The sequence below is a fragment of the Actinomycetospora atypica genome (genome assembly GCF_042653685.1).
GTDB lineage: Bacteria > Actinomycetota > Actinomycetes > Mycobacteriales > Pseudonocardiaceae > Actinomycetospora > Actinomycetospora atypica.
The window spans coordinates 1-18,091 of sequence record NZ_JBHSIV010000036.1; the positions used below are offsets into that span (position 1 = coordinate 1).

17 protein-coding genes are annotated in these 18,091 nt (G+C 74.1%); all 17 read right to left on the reverse strand.

Annotation, left to right across the window (positions count from 1 at the left end; genetic code table 11):
- Nucleotides 1-1,575, reverse strand: a 1,575-nt coding sequence (locus ACFPBZ_RS24375; protein WP_378038709.1) for an NADH-quinone oxidoreductase subunit G, incomplete at its 3' end; no start/stop codon positions are given.
- Entirely contained in the window at nucleotides 1,575-2,954 is a 1,380-nt protein-coding gene (nuoF, locus tag ACFPBZ_RS24380; RefSeq protein ID WP_378038710.1) for an NADH-quinone oxidoreductase subunit NuoF, read from the reverse strand. The genes ACFPBZ_RS24375 and nuoF, both read right to left, overlap by 1 nt.
- Nucleotides 2,951-3,709: an NADH-quinone oxidoreductase subunit NuoE gene (gene nuoE, locus ACFPBZ_RS24385; protein ID WP_378038711.1), complete on the reverse strand. Its 759-nt coding sequence runs from the start codon at nucleotides 3,707-3,709 to the stop codon at nucleotides 2,951-2,953. Before nuoE ends, nuoF begins: the two co-directional genes overlap by 4 nt.
- Nucleotides 3,706-5,049, reverse strand: coding sequence for an NADH-quinone oxidoreductase subunit D (locus ACFPBZ_RS24390; protein WP_378038712.1), 1,344 nt, complete (start codon nucleotides 5,047-5,049; stop codon nucleotides 3,706-3,708). Before ACFPBZ_RS24390 ends, nuoE begins: the two co-directional genes overlap by 4 nt.
- Nucleotides 5,046-5,858 carry an NADH-quinone oxidoreductase subunit C gene (locus ACFPBZ_RS24395; protein WP_378038713.1) on the reverse strand — a complete coding sequence of 271 codons (813 nt, stop codon included), beginning with the start codon at nucleotides 5,856-5,858 and terminating at the stop codon, nucleotides 5,046-5,048. Before ACFPBZ_RS24395 ends, ACFPBZ_RS24390 begins: the two co-directional genes overlap by 4 nt.
- A 3-nt stretch (nucleotides 5,859-5,861) precedes the next feature.
- Nucleotides 5,862-6,419, reverse strand: a complete 558-nt coding sequence (locus ACFPBZ_RS24400) for a NuoB/complex I 20 kDa subunit family protein (RefSeq protein ID WP_378038714.1) — start codon at nucleotides 6,417-6,419, stop codon at nucleotides 5,862-5,864.
- 33 nt (nucleotides 6,420-6,452) lie between these two features.
- Nucleotides 6,453-6,827: an NADH-quinone oxidoreductase subunit A gene (locus ACFPBZ_RS24405; protein WP_378038715.1), complete on the reverse strand. Its 375-nt coding sequence runs from the start codon at nucleotides 6,825-6,827 to the stop codon at nucleotides 6,453-6,455.
- Nucleotides 6,828-6,964: 137 nt separating this feature from the next.
- On the reverse strand, nucleotides 6,965-8,329 hold the full coding sequence (locus ACFPBZ_RS24410; RefSeq protein ID WP_378038716.1) for a geranylgeranyl reductase family protein: 1,365 nt from the start codon (nucleotides 8,327-8,329) through the stop codon (nucleotides 6,965-6,967).
- A gap of 147 nt (nucleotides 8,330-8,476) precedes the next feature.
- Nucleotides 8,477-9,172 (reverse strand): demethylmenaquinone methyltransferase, encoded by a 696-nt coding sequence (locus ACFPBZ_RS24415; protein WP_378038717.1) that lies wholly within the window; start codon nucleotides 9,170-9,172, stop codon nucleotides 8,477-8,479.
- The gene (locus ACFPBZ_RS24420) at nucleotides 9,169-9,735 is read right to left on the reverse strand and encodes a DUF3592 domain-containing protein (RefSeq protein WP_378038718.1); all 567 of its coding nucleotides are present in this window, start codon (nucleotides 9,733-9,735) and stop codon (nucleotides 9,169-9,171) included. The genes ACFPBZ_RS24415 and ACFPBZ_RS24420 overlap by 4 nt, the downstream gene beginning before the upstream one ends.
- 115 nt (nucleotides 9,736-9,850) lie before the next feature.
- Nucleotides 9,851-10,198: a monovalent cation/H(+) antiporter subunit G gene (mnhG, locus tag ACFPBZ_RS24425; protein WP_378038719.1), complete on the reverse strand. Its 348-nt coding sequence runs from the start codon at nucleotides 10,196-10,198 to the stop codon at nucleotides 9,851-9,853.
- The gene (locus ACFPBZ_RS24430) at nucleotides 10,195-10,518 is read right to left on the reverse strand and encodes a monovalent cation/H+ antiporter complex subunit F (protein WP_378038720.1); all 324 of its coding nucleotides are present in this window, start codon (nucleotides 10,516-10,518) and stop codon (nucleotides 10,195-10,197) included. The genes mnhG and ACFPBZ_RS24430 overlap by 4 nt, the downstream gene beginning before the upstream one ends.
- The gene (locus ACFPBZ_RS24435) at nucleotides 10,515-11,174 is read right to left on the reverse strand and encodes a Na+/H+ antiporter subunit E (RefSeq protein ID WP_378038721.1); all 660 of its coding nucleotides are present in this window, start codon (nucleotides 11,172-11,174) and stop codon (nucleotides 10,515-10,517) included. The genes ACFPBZ_RS24430 and ACFPBZ_RS24435 overlap by 4 nt, the downstream gene beginning before the upstream one ends.
- Nucleotides 11,171-12,865: a Na+/H+ antiporter subunit D gene (locus tag ACFPBZ_RS24440; RefSeq protein ID WP_378038722.1), complete on the reverse strand. Its 1,695-nt coding sequence runs from the start codon at nucleotides 12,863-12,865 to the stop codon at nucleotides 11,171-11,173. Before ACFPBZ_RS24440 ends, ACFPBZ_RS24435 begins: the two co-directional genes overlap by 4 nt.
- Entirely contained in the window at nucleotides 12,862-13,329 is a 468-nt protein-coding gene (locus ACFPBZ_RS24445; RefSeq protein ID WP_378038723.1) for a Na(+)/H(+) antiporter subunit C, read from the reverse strand. The genes ACFPBZ_RS24440 and ACFPBZ_RS24445 overlap by 4 nt, the downstream gene beginning before the upstream one ends.
- The gene (locus ACFPBZ_RS24450; RefSeq protein ID WP_378038724.1) at nucleotides 13,326-16,241 is read right to left on the reverse strand and encodes a Na+/H+ antiporter subunit A; all 2,916 of its coding nucleotides are present in this window, start codon (nucleotides 16,239-16,241) and stop codon (nucleotides 13,326-13,328) included. The genes ACFPBZ_RS24445 and ACFPBZ_RS24450 overlap by 4 nt, the downstream gene beginning before the upstream one ends.
- A 58-nt stretch (nucleotides 16,242-16,299) precedes the next feature.
- Entirely contained in the window at nucleotides 16,300-18,069 is a 1,770-nt protein-coding gene (gene menD / locus ACFPBZ_RS24455; RefSeq protein WP_378038725.1) for a 2-succinyl-5-enolpyruvyl-6-hydroxy-3-cyclohexene-1-carboxylic-acid synthase, read from the reverse strand.
- Nucleotides 18,070-18,091 lie beyond the last annotated feature (22 nt).

The window sequence follows — 18,091 nt, forward strand, 5'->3', positions numbered from 1 at the left end:
GGCCCCGGTGCGCCGGCCGAGCTCGGACACCGCGGTCAGCAGGCCGGGCACCTCCGCCGCGCGCTCGCCGACGAGCACGACGGCGCCGGGCTCGCCCAGCGCGGTCGCGAGGTCGTCGGGCAGCCCGTCGAGCGCGGCCGGCTCGTCGCCGGGCGCGCAGCGCACGAGGTGGCCGCCGGTCTTGACGACGGCCGGGGTGGTCCAGCTGCCGAGGTGCGCCACCCGCGTGCCGTGGCGCGAGGCCTTGCGCAGCCGCAGGAAGACGATCGGCGACTCCTCCTCGGGGTCGAACGCCACGCACAGCACGGTGCGGGCGGCCTCGAGGTGGGCGTAGGAGACGTGGCTCGGCGCGACCCCGGCGACGTGGCCCGCGAGGAAGTCCAGCTCCTCGTCGGAGTGCGCGCGGACGCGCTGGTCGACGTCGTTGGTGCCCAGCGCCACGCGGGCGAACTTGCCGTAGGCGTAGGCGTCCTCGACGGTCATCCGGCCGCCGGGCAGCACCCCGACCCCACGCTTGGGCGCGAGCTCGGTCCCCTCGTCGTCGACGCGGGCCGCCCCGGTGCCGTCCCGGGCCTCGAGGAGCAGCGCCGCGGCGCGCTCCAGGGCCTCCACCCACGAGACCGGCGTGAGCACGCCGTCCTCGCGGACCATCGGCGAGAGCACCCGCTGCGGCGAGGTCGGGTAGCGGAACGCGAACCGGCCCTTGTCGCAGAGCCACTCCTCGTTGACCGTCGGCTCCTCGCCGGCGAGCACGCGGGTGACGCCGCCGCGGCGCCAGTCGCGCCGCGTCGAGCAGCCCGAGGCGCAGTGCTCGCACTGGCCGGGCGTCGAGACGAGGTCGAACGGGCGGCTGCGGAACCGGTAGGAGGCCGAGGTCAGCGCGCCGACCGGGCAGATCTGGATGGTGTTGCCGGAGAAGTACGACTGGAAGTCGTCGCCCTCGCCCCAGGCCGTCTCCTCGGTGCCGATCTGCTGGTGCGCGCCGCGCTCGAGCAGCTCGATGAAGTCGTCGCCCGCGATCTGCTCGGAGAACCGGGTGCACCGCTGGCAGAGCACGCAGCGCTCGCGGTCGAGCAGCACCTCGTCGGAGATGGGCAGCGGCTTGGCGAACGTCCGCTTCTCCTCGACGAACCGCGACTCGGCGCGGCCCGAGGACATCGCCTGGTTCTGCAGGGGGCACTCGCCGCCCTTGTCGCAGACCGGGCAGTCGAGCGGGTGGTTGATGAGCAGCAGCTCCATCACGCCCTGCTGCGCCTTGTCGGCGACCGCGGACGTGACCTGGGTCTTCACCACCATCCCGTCGGCGACGGACATGGTGCAGCTCGCCTGCGGCTTGGGCATCGCCCGGCCGCCCATCTCCACCTCGACCAGGCACTGGCGGCAGGCGCCGGCCGGCTCGAGCAGGGGGTGGTCGCAGAACCGGGGCACGACGATGCCGAGGCGCTCGCACGTGCGGATGAGGAGCTCGCCCTTGGGCGCGTCGACGGTGCGGCCGTCGATCGTCAGCCGGACGTGCCCCTCGGGGACGGGGGGAGCCTCCTGCTGAGTGTCATTCCTCTGGGGGGCCTGGGTCATCAGTGGGCTCCGGCAAGGACGGCAGGGCCGCGGTCATCGGCCTGGGTGGGCTGGCGGTCGCAGAGGTCGAGGAACTCCTGGCGGAAGTACTTGATCCCGCTGGTGATCGGCGAGACGGCGCCGTCGCCGAGGGCGCAGAACGACCGCCCGAGCACGTTGGAGCAGACGTCGAGCAGCGTGTCGATGTCGGACTCGGTGCCCCTGCCCTCGTTCATCCGGCGGAGGATCCCGGCGAGCCAGTAGTTGCCCTCGCGGCACGGGGTGCACTTGCCGCAGGACTCGTGCTCGTAGAACTCGGTCCACTTCATGACGGCCCACGGCACGCTGACGGTCTCGTTGAAGATCATGAGGGCGGTGGTGCCGAGCATCGAGCCGGCCTCCGCGGCGCCCTCGAAGTCGAGAGGGACGTCGAGGTGCTCGTCGGTGAACAGCGGCGTCGAGCTCCCGCCCGGCGTCCAGAACTTGAGCGGGATGCCGTCCTTCATGCCGCCGGCCATCTCCAGCAGCTGGCGCAGCGTGGTGCCCAGCGGCGCCTCGTACTGGCCGGGGCGCTCCACGTGCCCGGACAGCGAGTAGATCTTCGGCCCGGGCGAGCGCTCGCGGCCCATCGTCCGGAACCAGTCCTTGCCGCCCGCGACGATCGAGGGGACGGTCGCGATCGTCTCGACGTTGTTGACCACGGTCGGGGCCGCGTAGAGGCCCGCGGTCGCCGGGAACGGCGGCTTGAGGCGCGGCTGGCCGCGGCGGCCCTCGAGCGAGTCGAGCAGCGCCGTCTCCTCGCCGCAGATGTAGGCGCCGGCCCCGGCGTGCACGACGATGTCGAGGTCGAACCCGGTGCCGTGGATGTCCTTGCCGAGGTGCCCGGCCTCGTAGGCCTCGCGCACGGCGAAGTGCAGCCGGCGGATGGCGTGGACGATCTCGCCGCGGATGTAGATCGCGCAGAAGTTCGCGCGGATCGCGTAGCTGGTGATGATGCAGCCCTCGATGAGGCTGTGCGGGTCGGCCATCATCAGCGGGGTGTCCTTGCAGGTCCCCGGCTCGCCCTCATCGGCGTTGACGACGAGGTACTTGGGCTTGAACTGCGGCGCGTCCCTGTTCGCCTCGGTCCGCTCCTCGCCCGGCTTCGGCTGCGGGATGAAGCTCCACTTCATGCCCGTCGGGAAGCCCGCGCCGCCGCGGCCGCGCAGCCCCGAGTCCTTGACCAGGCTCACGAGGTCGGCGGGGTCGGTGGCCAGGGCGGTCTCGAGCGCCGCGTAGCCGCCGAGCTCGGTGTAGTGGCGCAGTGTCCACGACTCCGGCAGCAGCCAGCGTCGGGTGAGCACCGGGGTCAGCGGGTCGGGCCGGTACTCCTCGGGCTCGTTCCCGTCGGCCTGGGTCATGACGGACCTCCCGGGAGGATCGCGGATTCGGTGGCGTCGTCGGGTCCGGCGTCGGGCATGGGCGGCGCGGTCCAGCCGCGCTCCTCGGCCAGGCGCGCGCCGCGCAGGGTGGCCTCGTCGGCGCTGGGGCCGGCGTTGGCCGCCGCGCCGCCGGTCTCGGGCTCGTCGAAGAACCCGGCCAGCAGCAGCTCGATGCGGCGGAAGTCGGTCAGCGGCGCCCCGCGCGTGGGGGCCGGCTTCTCGCCCCGCTGCAGCGCCTCGATGATCTCGAGCGCCGAGTCGACGGTCTGCCGGTCGAAGAACTCGTAGTTCACGGTGAGCACCGGGGCGAGGTCGCAGGCCGCGAGGCACTCGGCGTGCTCGATCGTCAGGCTCCCGCTCTCGGGCGCCGTTCCCGACGTCTCCTCATGGCCGATCCCGCCGAGGCGCTCGCGCACCGCGGCGTAGATGTCGTCGCCGCCGAGCGCCGCGCACAGCGTGTTGGTGCAGACGCTGACGAGGTGCTCGCCGACCGGCTCGCGCTTGTACATCGTGTAGAACGTCGCGACCGCCGAGACCTCGGCGGGCGTGAGGTCGAGGACCTCCGCGCAGAACGCGACGCCGGTCCGGCTGACGTGGCCCTCCACGTACTGCACGAGGTGCAGCAGCGGCAGCAGCGCCGACCGGGGCTCGGGGTAGCGCGCGACGATCGCCGCGGCCCGCTCGCGCTGGGCGTCGTAGATCGACAGGTCGACCTCGTGGACGGTCGAAGTCATCGGTCGCAGCCCCCCATCACGGGATCGAGGCTCGCCAGCGCGGCGATGACGTCGGAGACCATCCCGCCCTCGCACATCGCCGGCGCGGCCTGCAGGTTGACGAAGCTGGGCTCGCGCAGGTGCACGCGCAGCGGGCGGGTGCCGCCGTCGGAGACCAGGTGCGCCCCGAGCTCGCCGCGGGGCGACTCGATCGGCACGTAGGCCTGGCCCGGCGGGACCTTGAAGCCCTCGGTGACCAGCTTGAAGTGGTGGATCAGCGACTCCATCGACTGGCCCATGATCTTGCGGACGTGCTCGAGCGAGTTGCCCATGCCGTCGGCGCCGATGGAGAGCTTGGCCGGCCAGGCGATCTTCGCGTCGTCGACCATCACCGGGCCCGGCTCGAGCGCCTCGACGCACTGCCGGATGATCCGCAGCGACTGGTGCATCTCCTCGACCCGCAGCTTGTAGCGGGCGAAGGAGTCGGCGGCGGTGTCGGTGGGGACCTCGAAGTCGTACTGGTCGTAGCCGAGGTAGGGGTCGACCTTGCGCAGGTCCCAGGCCAGGCCCGCCGAGCGCAGGATCGGGCCGGTGACGCCCAGGGAGAGGCACCCGTCGAGCGGGAGGTAGCCGATCCCGACGAGGCGCTGCTGCCAGATCGCGTTGCCGGTGAGCAGCTGGTGGAAGCCGGGCAGCCGCGAGTCCATGACGTCGCAGAACTCGAGGATGCGCTTCTCGGCGCCCTCGGGGAGGTCCTGGACGACGCCGCCGGGGCGGATGAAGGCGTGGTTCATGCGCAGCCCGGTGAGGAACTCGAGCAGGTGCAGGACCTCCTCGCGCTCCCGGAACCCGTTGGTCATGCCGGTGAGCGCGCCGAGCTCCATGCCGCCGGTGGCGAGCGCGACGAGGTGCGAACCGATCCGGTTGATCTCCATGAGGAGCACGCGGATCACCTGCGCCCGCGTCGGCGCCTCGACGCCCAGCAGCCGCTCGATCGACAGGCAGTACGCGGTCTCGGTGAACAGCGGCGCCAGGTAGTCCGCGCGCGTCACGAAGGTGACGCCCTGGGTCCAGGTGCGGTACTCGCAGTTCTTCTCGATCCCGGTGTGCAGGTAGCCGATCACCAGGCGGACGTCGGTGACGGTCTCGCCGGAGATCTCAAGCACGAGGCGGAGCACGCCGTGGGTCGACGGGTGCTGCGGCCCCATGTTGATGACGATGCGGTCGTCGCCGCTGGCCTCGTCGACCAGCTCGTCCCAGTCGCCGCCGGTGACCGTGTAGACGGTCCCCTCGGTGGTCTGGCGGGAGCTGGCCGCGTACGGGTCGACGGTGCTGTCGCTGGTGGGCACGTCGGTGGTCATGTGTAGGCCCTCCGCTGGTCGGGCGGCGGGATCTCGGCGCCCTTGTACTCGACCGGGATGCCGCCCAGCGGATAGCTCTTGAGCTGCGGGTGGCCGTTCCAGTCGTCCGGCATGAGGATCCGGGTCAGGCTCGGGTGGCCGTCGTAAACGATCCCGAACATGTCCCAGGTCTCTCGCTCGTGCCAGTCGGCGGTCGGGTAGACCGACACGAGCGACGGGCAGCGCGCGTCGTCGGGCTCGAGGCACACCTCGAGCCGCAGGCGGCGGCGGTAGGTCATCGAGAGCAGCTGCACCACGGAGTGCAGCTGCTGCGGGACGCTCTCGCCGTAGTCGACCCCGGAGACCCCGGAGAGGAACTCGAAGCGCAGCGCCTGGTCGTCGCGCAGGGTCTGCGCGAGGGCGGGGAGGTGCTCCCGGGCGACGTACCAGGTCATCTCGCCGCGGTCGACCGTCACCTGCGCGACGGCGTCGTCGAAGGCGACCAGGCCGCGCTCGGACAGCGCGGCGGCGGTCTCGTCGACGACCTCGTCGAACCAGCCGCCGTAGGGCCGCTCGGCCGGGGCCGGCGCGTAGGCCGGCAGCCGCAGGCCGCCGAACCCGGACGTGTCACCCGAGCCGGCGATGCCGAACATGCCCTCGCGGGCCCGGCCGGTCACGGTCGGGGCGTGCGGGCGGTCCTGCTCGACCGGGGAGAACGCGACGGCGCCGCGCTCGCTGTGCTCGGAGCCCCCGGCGGTCGCGCCGGTGGGTCCGCTGTTGCCGCCGGTGCCCGTCGAGGGCACGCCGGGCTGCTTCTCGTCGTCCGCCATGTCTCAGTCCCGCCCGTACTTCACCGACGACGGCAGCAGCTCGAGCCGCTCGCCCTGCGCCGCGCGCTCGGCGGCGAGCTGGGCGCGCACCGGGCCCAGCGGCTCGTTCTGGATCTTCTGGTGGAGCTTGAGGATCGCGTCGATCAGCATCTCCGGCCGCGGCGGGCAGCCCGGGAGGTACATGTCGACGGGCACCACGTGGTCGACGCCCTGGACCACCGCGTAGTTGTTGAACATCCCGCCCGAGGAGGCGCAGACGCCCATGGCGAGCACCCAGCGGGGCTCCGCCATCTGGTCGTAGATCTGGCGGAGCACCGGCGCCATCTTGTTGGTCACCCGGCCCGCCACGATCATCAGGTCGGCCTGGCGCGGGCTCGGCCGGAAGACCTCCATGCCGAACCGGCCGAGGTCGTACCGCGGCGCGCCCGAGGTCATCATCTCGATCGCGCAGCAGGCCAGGCCGAACGTGGCCGGCCACAGCGACGCCTTGCGGGTCCAGTTGACCAGCCCCTCGACGCTGGCCAGCAGGATGCCGTTCGGCAGCTTCTCTTCGAGTCCCATGTCTGCTTCAGCTTCCGTACGACGAAGGTGTGACTAGGTCCAGTCGAGCCCGCCGCGCCGCCACACGTAGGCGTAGGCGAAGGCGACGGTCCCGACGAACAGCACGATCTCGACGAGCCCGAACAGGCCGAGGGCGTCGATGTTGATCACGAACGGGTAGAGGAACACCATCTCGATGTCGAAGAGGATGAACAGCATCGCCGTGAGGTAGTAGGCGACGGGCACACGGCCCCCACCGACCACCGGCTGCGGCGACGGTTCGATCCCGCACTCGTAGGTGTCGAGCTTGGCGCGGTTGTAGCGGCGCGGGCCGATGTAGGGCGCCGACGTCACGGAGAACAGGGCGAACCCGGCCGCGAGCACGAACATGACGATGAGGGGGACGTAGCTGGTCAGTCCGGCCTGCATCGGAGACCTCCTGCTCTGGCCTGGTGGTGGTACGGCGCACGTGGAATCGGGTGTCCGGCGTCACCCTGGGCGGACGTGGGTCGACCCTACGGAGGACCGTCGTCCGGACGGGGGCTCAGGGTCCCCTTACTGCCTGCTCATGCCGCGTCCCTCCCCGCCACGGACGGCTTGGCGTGGCGGTGCGACCTCGTCGCCGAGGGGGGTGCCTCCGACAGCGCCGGGGTGAGCCGGAGCAGCACCTCGAACAGCCGGTCGGAGGCGTCGCCGTCGCGGTCGTCGTGCAGGTTCGCGAGCAGCTTGAGCAGGAAGGCCATCAGCCGCCGCCGGGGCAGGCCGTAGCGGGCCGTCGTCCGGACGAGCCAGGGGTGGCGCAGCGCGTGGGCGAACCGGTTGCCGAGCCGGTAGTAGCTGGCGAGCTCGGCGCGGACGGCGGCCGGGTAGCCCTGCAGGGCGCGCTCCCGAGCCGGGCCCTCGGGGCGGGCGAGCGCCTGCACCACGGTCGCCGCGGCCAGCGCGGCCGACTGCATCGCGTACGCGATGCCCTCGCCGTTGAACGAGTTGACCATGCCGCCGGCGTCGCCGACGAGCAGCAGCCCGTCGGCGTAGACCGGCGTGCGGTTGAAGCCCATCGGCAGGGCCGCGCCGCCGATGTCGTTCACCGCGTTCTCCTCGGTGAACCCCCACTCCGGCGGCATCGACGCGCACCAGTCGCGCAGCATCGTCCGGTAGTTGCCGGAACCGGCGTTCGACTGCGACAGGATCCCGAGACCGACGTTCGCCGTCCCGTCGCCCATCCCGAACACCCAGCCGTAGCCGGGCAGCAGCCGCGACCCGTCGGACACCTCGAGGTGGGTCTCGAGGAAGTCGTCGGTGCTGCGCGGGCTCGTGTAGTAGCGCCGGACCGCGACGCCGAGCGGCCGGTCGTCGCGCTTGGCGATGCCGCGCGAGAGCGCGGTGCGGGCGCCGACGCCGTCGCAGGCGATGACCAGCTGCGCGCGGTAGGTCACCGGCTCGCGCTCCGGCCCCCGGGCCTCCACCCCGACGACGCGACCGGTGCGCTCGTCGGTCAGCGCGCCGGTGACGGCCGTGCGGTAGGCGATCCGGGCGCCGGCGGCGACGGCGTGGTCGGCCAGCATCTCGTCGAAGTCGCGCCGGGGCCGGACGAGGCCGTAGGGCGGGAAGCTCGTGAGCTCGGGCCAGGGCAGCTCCACCGACGTGCCGCCGCCGACCACCCGCAGGCCCTTGTTGTGCAGCCAGCCCGCCTCGGGCCGCGTGTCGACCCCGAGGTCGATCAGCTGCTTCACCGCGCGCGGGGTGAGCCCGTCGCCGCAGACCTTCTCGCGGGGGAACTCGGCCTTCTCGAGCACGAGGACGTCGAGCCCGGCGCGGGCGAGATAGGTGGCCGCGGTCGATCCGGCCGGACCCGCCCCGACGACCAGCACGTCGGCGCTCTGGTCGAAACGAGCCCCTCTCGGGGTGCGCTCGTGGTGGTGAGCGGACACCGCAGTAACCCCTTGTGAATTCGTTCACTAGCTCCGGGCGGTGCCGAGTCTAGGCATGTTGCCCACGACACGCGCGGCGGGATCACGGTTTGATCTTCGAGGAACCGGGATCCGGTTCCGGGGACGCCCGGACGGGCGACGGTCGTCCTAGGTACGGACGGCGCTGTGCAGCGCGACGATCCCGCCGGTGAGGTCGCGCCAGCTCACGGCGCCCCAGCCGGCGGCGGCGATGCGGCGGCCCATGGCGGGCTGGTCGGGCCAGGCCCGGATCGACTCGGCGAGGTAGACGTACGCGTCGGGGTTGGAGCTGACCGCGCGGGCGACCCGCGGCAGGGCGCGCATCAGGTAGTCGAGGTACACCCGGCGGAACGGGCGCCACGTGGGGTTCGAGAACTCGCAGATCACCAGGGTGCCGCCGGGGCGGGTGACGCGGGCGAACTCGGCGAGCGCGGCGTCGGGGTCGACGACGTTGCGCAGCCCGAAGGACATGACCACCGCGTCGACCGACGCGTCGGGCAGCGGCAGCCGCATCGCGTCCGCGGCGAGGTAGGGGACCTCCGGGTGCCGGGGCCGCCCGGCGCGCAGCATGCCGAGCGAGAAGTCGGCGGCGAGGCAGGTCGCGCCGGTGCGGGCGAGCTCGACGGTCGAGACCCCGGTGCCGGCGGCGATGTCGAGGACGACGTCCCCGGGGCCCACGGTCAGCGCCTCGCGGGTGGCCCGCCGCCACGCCCGGTCGCGCCCGAAGGACAGGACGGTGTTGGTGACGTCGTAGCGGGCGGCCACGCCGTCGAACATCCGCGCGACGGCCCGCGGGTCGCGGTCGAGCCCCGCCCGGGTGCTCATCGGCCCGCCCCGACCGGCTCGCGCTCGGGGGCCGGCTCGACGACCTCCGCCACGGCGGCCGAGGAGGTGCGCCGGCGCCGGGCGAGCGCCCAGGCCGCGGGGCCGAGGACCACCCAGAGCCCGGCGATCCCGACCGCGACGGGCGCGAGCCCCGCGGTCCACGACCGGCCGGCGACGCGGACGAGCTCGGGCTTGGAGCGGTCGTACTCGACGAGCACGTAGTTGCCGGGCTCGAGCCCGCGGGGGTAGAGGACGCCCGAGTCGGGGGTGAGCACCGCACCGTCGGAGGCGGTGTAGCGGACGAAGGTGTGCGCGGCGTCGGAGCCCTCGAGCACCTCGCCGACCGCGACGCCCTGGTCGGCGGAGATCGAGGCGTCGTTGCGGGCGGCACCGACGAGCACCAGGGCCGCGAGGACGCTCAGCACCAGGCCGATCCCGACGACGATCTCGGGGGCGCGGCGGCCGATCGGGGCCAGCACGGTGCGCACCACGGCCAGCGCCACCCGGAGGCCGCCGACGGCGGCCCGGGTGCGCTCCGTGAACCACGCGCGCACGCTCGACACGCCTCCGAGCGTAGGCAGCGGCCCGGTCGAGGTGCGCGCGCAGGCGGGAACGGTGCGCCGTCCGGGGGACCCGACGGGGCGAACGGCACCGGCCCTCACCGTCCGGTCACACCGGTCACCGTGGCGGTCCGTCGGTCCGTTCGGCGAGCTCGTCGCGGTGCAGCAGGTCCTCGCGCACCCCGCCCGAGCGGTAGGCCAGCCGGCCGACCAGGTGCGCCGTGACCGGCGCGGTGATCAGCTGGAAGGCGGCGACGAGCACCAGCATCCACACGTCGACGCTCGTCCGGAGCAGCAGCGCGGAGCCGATCACCACCAGGACGAGGCCGGTGGTCTGCGGCTTCGTCGCGGCGTGCATGCGCGACAGGACGTCGGGCAGGCGCAGCAGGCCGATCGCCGCCGCCAGCGCGAGCAGCGCACCCAGCAGCAGGAGCACGGCGCCGATCAGGTCGAGGACCCCGGTCACGATTCATCCCCTCCACCGCTCCCGGTCGGGGTCTGCCGCGCGGTCCGCCCCTCGTTCCGCCGGCCCACGAAGCGGGCCACGGTCGAGGAGCCGAGGAAGCCGACGAGGCTGACCGCGACGATCGTCGGGACGATCGCGGAGTCGCGGGTCAGCGCGACCTGGGCCATCAGGCCGCACATGATCACGGCGACGACCGCGTCGAGCGCCACCAGCCGGTCGAGGGCCGACGGCCCCCGGACGAAGCGGACGAGCACGAGCAGCAGGCTCAGCCCCAGCACGCCCAGGGCCACGACCACCAGGACGGACGCGACGTCGCTCACCGCTCTCCCCCCGACGCCGAGGACCGGGAGACCGACCCGGTGACGGGCCCCGCCTCGGGCTCGGGGTCGTTCTCGACGGGGTCGTCCGGGTCGTCGCGCGGGTCGGTGCCGGCCGCGGCGTCGCCGGTGGGATCGGGTCGGACGCGGACGCGGTGCACGCCCGCGGCCACGAGGTCGGCCTCGAGCCGGGACACCTGCGCCTGGAACCGGTCGATCGCGGCCTGGTCGCCGGCGCCGAGCACGTGCGCGTAGAGGATCCCCTCCTCCGCGGACGCCTCGACCACGACACTGCCCGGCACCAGGCACAGACACTCGATGAGCATCGCCACGAGCAGCTCCGCGCCCTCGGCGTCGTGCGAGAGGCGCGCGGCGACGATCGAGCTGCGGACCGGCGGGCCCGGGCGGATCGACTGCCAGGCCACCTGGAGGCTCGAGATCACGAGGTCGCGGGCGACGTCGAGCACCACGCGGACCAGCGCGACCGGCCGGAGCCGCCCGCCGGAGGTGACGGCGGGCAGCGGGAAGACCACGAGGACCAGCACGGCGACGGCGAGCCCGCCGAGCAGGTTGGCCCAGCTGAACGTGCCCCAGAGCAGGACCCAGACGAGGGTCAGCCACACCACGCGGACGCCGTTGCGGCGCAGGGTGCCCTTCATCGCGTCACCCGGGTGTCGACGGCCTGGCCGAACACCGCGGAGATGTAGGGCGTGCGGGCCGTGAGGTCGGCGGCGGCGCGGTCGGTGAGCGTGTAGAGCGGGCCCGCCACCAGGGTCAGGCCGATCCCGACGGCGACGAGGCCGGCCGTCGCGGCGGTCATCCCCCGCGGGAGGGCGACGTGGCGGCTCTGCTCCTCGCGGGTCGACGGCGAGCCGAGGAACGCCCCGGAGTAGACGGGCGAGGCGGCCCCGGCGCCGCCGCGGGGCAGGCCGGCCCCGACGAAGGCGGGGAAGCGGTCGTCGTCGGGGTCGGTGTTGGCCTCGGCGTCCTCCGGGTGCTCGGCGGGCAGCTGCTCGACCGGGCGCCAGAACGCGAGGACCCACACCTTCGCCATGACGTAGAGCGTCAGCAGGCTGGTGAGCACCGAGCCGCCGACGAGCAGCCAGGCCAGGACCGAGCCGTCCTGCACGCCCGCCTCGACCAGCCCGAGCTTGCCGATGAAGCCCGACAGCGGCGGGATGCCGCCGAGGTTGACCGCGGGCACGAAGTACATGACGGCCAGCAGGGGCGAGGCCGCCGCGAGCCCGGCGAGCCGCGTGGTCGACGTGGACCCGCCGATGCGCTCGATCAGCCCGGCGACGCAGAAGAGCGTGGCCTGCACGGTGATGTGGTGGACCACGTAGAAGATCGCGGCGCCGATGCCGGCCGGGGTCGCGAGGGCCACCCCGAAGATCATGTAGCCGATGTGGCTGACCAGCGTGAACGACAGGATCCGCTTGACGTCGTCCTGCGCGATCGCCCCCAGGACGCCGATCACCATCGTCGCGAGGGCGGCGACCATGAGGACGGCGTCGGCCACCGGCGCGTCCGGGAACAGCAGGGTCTGGGTGCGGATGATCGAGTAGACGCCGACCTTGGTGAGCAGGCCCGCGAACACGGCGGTGACGGGCGCGGCGGCCGTCGGGTAGGAGTCGGGCAGCCACGCCGAGAGCGGGAACACCGCCGCCTTGATGCCGAACGCGGTGAGCAGCACCAGGTGGATCGTCAGCTGCGTGCCCGCGGGGACCGACTCCATGCGCATCGCGATCTGCGCGAGGTTGAGGGTGCCGACCGCGGCGTAGACCAGCGCGATGCCCGCCAGGAAGACCAGGGACGACACCACGTTGACGACGACGTAGGTCAGCCCCGCGCGAATGCGCGCCCGGGTGCCGCCCAGGGTCAGCAGCACATAGCTGGCCATGAGCAGGACCTCGAAGCCGACGTAGAGGTTGAACAGGTCCCCGGAGAGGAACGCGTTCGCCACGCCGGCGGCCAGCACGAGGTAGGTCGGGTGGAAGATCGACACCGGGGTGCGGGAGTCGTCGTCGGAGGTGCCCTGCCCGATGGCGTAGAGCAGCACCAGCAGCGTCACCGTCATCGACGTCAGCAGCATGATCGTCGAGAGCTGGTCGGCCACCAGCGTGATGCCCAGCGGCGCGGGCCACGACCCGAGGGTGACCACCCGGGGCCGGTCGGCCGCGCCGACGACCAGGAACGCCGCGATCGCGACGACCGCACTCAGCACCCCGACCGACACCCGGCGCTGGACGGTCGGGCGACCGGCCAGCACCAGCGCGGCGCCCGCGCCGAGCAGGGGCAGCAGGACCGGCAGCGGGAGCAGGCTCTCGATGATCGAGCCGCTCGGGTTCACGAGCCCACCCCCGCGGCGCGGTCGCGCTCGGCGCGCTGCTCGTCGGTGTCCGAGGTCGACTCGCAGCCGGTGGTGTCGAGCTCGTCCTCGTCGGTCTGCTCGCCGCGCGCGAGCCGGCGGCGGACCGAGGCGTCCTCGAGGTCGACGGTGAGGTCGTCCTCCTGGTCGAGGGTCCAGGTGCGGTGGATGATCGCCAGCAGGAACGCGGCCACGCCGAGGGTGATGACGATGGCGGTGAGCACGAGGGCCTGCACCAGCGCGTCACTCATCGCCTCCTCGGGTGCCCGGCCCACCAGCGCCGCCGCCCCGAAGGGCCCGCCCGCGGAGATCACCAGCAGGTTCGTGGCGTTGCCGAGCACCAGGACGCCGAGCAGCACGCGGGTGAGGCTCCGGTCGAGCAGCAGGTAGACGCCGACGGTGTAGAGGATCGCGATCAGCACGAGCAGCAGCAGCGACGAACTCACGTGCGCACCTCCTGGTGGTCGTCGGAGGTGGGGGTGGGGGCCGCGGCCAGGCGGTCGAGCTCGGCCCCGAGGCTGCGCAGGATGTCGAGCACGAGGCCGACCACGATGAGGTAGACCCCGACGTCGAAGACCAGCGAGGACACGAACTTCACGTGGCCCAGCACGGGGAGGTCGCCCTCGAGCACCGCGGTCTGCAGCACCTCGCCGCCGAGCACGAGGCCGCCGAGGCCGGAGAGCCCGGCCAGGATCAGGCCCGTGCCGAGGAGGGTGCCGGCCTCCACGGGGGCGGCCTCGCCGAGCTCGTAGCGGCCGCCCGCGACGTAGCGGACCACCAGCGCGAGGCCCGCCAGCAGGCCGCCGGCGAACCCGCCGCCGGGCGCGTTGTGCCCGGCGAACAGGAAGTAGACCGACAGCACCATGATCGTCGGGAAGACGAGGCGGGTGATCACCTCGAGCAGCAGGGTCCGCTCGGTCACGGCCGGGCCGGGGCGCAGCGCCCGGGCGAGCCGTTCGAGGGTGGGGCCGCGCAGCCAGGCCGAGCCCGGGTCGTCCACGGGGCCGGGGCCGACCGGGGCCCGCCGGCGGCGCCGGGCCGCGCCGGGCGGGGTGCCGGTGCGCCGGTCGAGGAAGACCAGGCTGGCCACGCCGGTGGCCGCGGCGAGCAGGACCGACAGCTCGCCGATGGTGTCCCAGGCGCGGATGTCGACCAGGGTCACGTTGACGACGTTCTGGCCCGCGCCGAAGGCGTAGGCCTGCGAGGGGAACGCGAGCGCGACCCCGGGCTCGGTCCGGGCGCCGAGGGCGGTCGCGCCGAGCAGGGCCATGAGGACGCCGACCGGCGCGGCGATCGCGAGCCGCGCGAGGCGCCGCCGCGGCGTGTGGTGCTCGGTGATGTCGGCGGGCAGCCGGCGCAGGACGAGGACCACGACGACGAGGGTCATCGTCTCGACGAGGGCCTGGGTCAGGGCGACGTCGGGGGCCCCGGCCAGCGCGAAGATCACGGCCACCGCGTAGCCGAGCCCGCCGACCAGCAGCACGGCCGCGACACGGCGCTTCGCGCGGGCCGCGGCGATCGTCGAGACGACCGCGAGCACGGCGGCCACCACCTGGGCGGGCGAGTCGGCGACCCGGTCGACCCGGATGCCGGAGAGGGCCCCGGTGGCGACGAGCGCGACGCCGGGCCCCGCGATCAGCACGACGAGGACGGTGCAGAGCACCACCGGCAGCGATCCCCGCTGGGTGCGGACGGTGATCCGCAGGGCGCCCTTCTCGAGGGCGTGGACGAGGAAGCGCCAGGTGACGTCGGAGCGCACGGCCGACAGCGGCCGGATCCGGGCGAGGCCGTCGACGACGCGGGGCAGGGCGAGCACGAGACCCAGGGCGATCGCCACGGCCGAGAGCCCGAGGGCGACGGTGAACCCGGGCCAGACCTTGAGCTGGAGCAGGGTCGGGTAGGTGGCCGGCAGCGAGTCGGCGTAGCGCGTCAGCACCGGCGTGATCGCGCCGATCGCGGGTCCCGCCACGAGGCTCGCGGCGCCCAGCACCACCGGTGCGGCGACGAACAGCGGCCCGGGCCGGATCCACTCGGGGCGGTCGGCGGCGGTGGTGAAGGCGCCGGTGAACGCCCCGGCCACGAAGCGGGCGCTGTAGGCGACGGTGAGGACCGACCCGACGACGACCACGACGAGCAGCGGGATCGCGAGGTCGCCGTAGGCGTCGTGCAGGAAGGCCTCGAAGGCACCCTCCTTCGTGACGAAGCCGAGCAGCGGCGGGATGCCCGCCATCGAGGCGGCGGCGAGCGTGCCGGCGACCGCCAGCACCGGGGCGCGGCGGCCGAGCCCGGAGAGCTCGCGCAGGTCGCGGGTGCCGGCGCTGCGGTCGATCACGCCGACGGTGAGGAACAGCGCGGACTTGAACAGGGCGTGCGCGACGACGAGGCCGATCGCGGCGAGCGCGGCGTCGCGCGTCCCCGCGCCCGCGAGCAGGATCATGAACCCGAGCTGGGAGACGGTGCCGTGGGCCAGCAGCAGCTTGAGGTCGGTCTGGCGGGCGGCGACCACGCCGCCGAGCAGCATGGTGACGGCGGCGAGGACCGCGATGACCGGGCGCCACCCCGGGTCGTCGGCGAACCCGGGCGCGAGGCGCAGCACCAGGTAGACGCCGGCCTTGACCATCGCCGCGGCGTGCAGGAAGGCGCTCACCGGGGTGGGCGCGGCCATGGCCGAGGGCAGCCAGAAGTGGAACGGCACGAGCGCCGACTTCGACAGCGCCCCGACGAGCACGCACACGACGCCGGCCGTGAGCGCGGCCCCCGACAGGCCCGGTCCGGCCGCGACGATGGCCGAGAGCCGGTAGCTCCCCGCGGCCTCGGCGAGGATGACGAGCCCGACCAGCATCGTCAGGCCGCCGGCCGCGGTGACCGTGAGGGCCTGCATCGCGGCCGCGCGGCTGGCCCGCTTGTGGGCGTCCTGCCCCACGAGCAGGAACGAGAAGATCGTCGTCAGTTCCCAGCTGACGTAGAGCATGACGACGTCGTCGGCCCAGACCAGCGCGAGCATCGCCCCGGCGAAGGCGACCAGCACCCCGGCGAAGCGCCCGAGCCCGCCCGAGGACGGGGTGAAGTACCGGGAGCAGTAGAGGACGACGAGGGCGCCCACCCCGGTGACGAGCATCGAGAGCACCGCGGAGAGCGGGTCGAGCCGTACCGCGACCTCGACGCCGAGCGCCGGGATCCAGGAGAAGGCCTCGGTGACCTCGCCGCCGGCGACAACCGCCGGGAGCTGGACGGCGACGTAGCCGAAGGCCACGGCCGGCACGAGCGCGAGCCCCACGAAGGCGCGGCGACCGAGCGCCCGCACGAGCGTGGGCGCCACCAGCGCCGCCAGCGCGTGCAGCGCCAGGAGGACGAGCACCTGGCCGACCTCCCGTCCGGTCCGTGGTCGTGCGGCGTACGCACGGTCGCCGGGCCGGTCACCCGCCGTCGACGACGATGCTACCGATCGGGTCCGGTTCGTCCCCGTGCTCGAACCGCTCGGCGAGGGCCCGACGGGCGAGATCGCGCAGGTGGTCGGTGAGGGCGCGGCGCCCGATCCGGTCGACCGTGACCTCGACGACACGCATCGCGGGACGGCCCCGCGGCGCGAGCGCGGCGGCCAGGTCGAGGTCGTCGTGGCGCGAGTGCTCGACCCCGTGCGCCCGGCACAGCGCGGCGAGATCGGTGCCGTGGGGCGTCGCGAACATGCGCTCGAAGGCCTCGGCGTGCTCGGGCGCGCCCTGCTCGAGGGTGGTGAACACGCTGCCGCCGTCGTCGTTCGCGACGACCACGACGAGCTCCGGGCGGGGCTCGGTGGGGCCGAGGAGCAGACCGTTCGTGTCGTGCAGGAACGTCAGGTCCCCGACGAGGGCGTAGGCCGGACCGCCGTGGGCCAGGGCCGCGCCCGTGGCGAAGGACACGGCGCCGTCGATGCCGGAGACCCCGCGGGCGGCCAGCAGCTCGACGTCGGCGCGGGGGCGCGCGGCGAGGGCGACGTCACGCACCGGGCTCGACGACCCGACGACGAGCAGCGCCCCGGCGGGCAGGGCGTCGACCACCGCGGCCGCGAGGCCCGAGCCCGACACGGCGCCCGGCGGGTCGTCCGACAGGGCGACGGCGGCGGCCACCAGCTCGTCGGCCCGGCGCACCCGGGCGCCGTACTCCCGGTCGACCCCCCAGGACCCGGGCGACGGCAGGGCACCGACGCGGGTGGCGGTGGCCGCGACGTCGGTCCAGCCCGGGCGGGCGCCCCCGTCGCCGGCGGCGGGGACCACGACGACCTCGACGCGCGGGTCGGCGAGCAGCCGCGAGACCGACCGGTGCAGCGTCGGCCGCCCGAGGACGACGACGCGGTGCGGCAGCAGGTCGGGCGCGGTCCCGACGAGGGCGGCGTCGACCAGGCGCGGTCCGGCCTGCAGCGACGCGCCCCACAGCGGGGAAGTCGGCTCGGCGACGACGGGCACGCCGTCGGGCAGGCCGTCCGGCGCGAGCGCGCCGTGCCCGGCCACGACCATCGTCGGGACGGGGTCGGCGAGGTCGAGCGGCTCGACGCGTGGGACGTGGGCCTCGACGCGCGTCCAGGGCCCGCCGTCGGGGCGCCCGGAGGCCCAGGCCGGCAGCGGGCCGGGGTCGGTGCCCGAGTCGGACACCAGGGGCTCGCGCAGCGGCATGTCGAGCTGGACGGGGCCCGGGTCGGCCGTGGTGGTCCCGGCCGCGGCGGCCAGCGCCCGGCAGACCGCGGCCCGCCACCCGGCCGCGGCACGGGGCCGCTCCTCGGCAAGCGGGAGCGTGACCGACGCGCGGACGGCGCCGCCGAACAGGCCCACCTGGTCGACGGTCTGGTTGGCGCCGGTGCCCACCAGCTCCAGCGGCCGGTCGGCGCTCGCCACCACCAGCGCCACCCCGGCGTGGGACGCCTCGAGCACCGCCGGGTGCAGGTTCGCGACCGCGGTGCCGGAGGTCACCACCACGGGGACCGGGCGCCGCGACCGCGCGGAGAGCCCGACGGCGAGGAAGCCGGCCGAGCGCTCGTCGATGCGCACGTGCAGGCGCAGCCGGCCCGCGGCGTCGGCGGCGTGCACGGCGAGCAGCAGCGGCGCGTTGCGCGAGCCCGGGCAGGCCACGACCTCGCGGACCCCGCCCCGGACCCACTCGTCGACCACCACGCACGCCTGCAACGCCGACAGGCTGGAGGTCGACGGGGTCACGGCGGCCGAGGGTAGTGAGCAC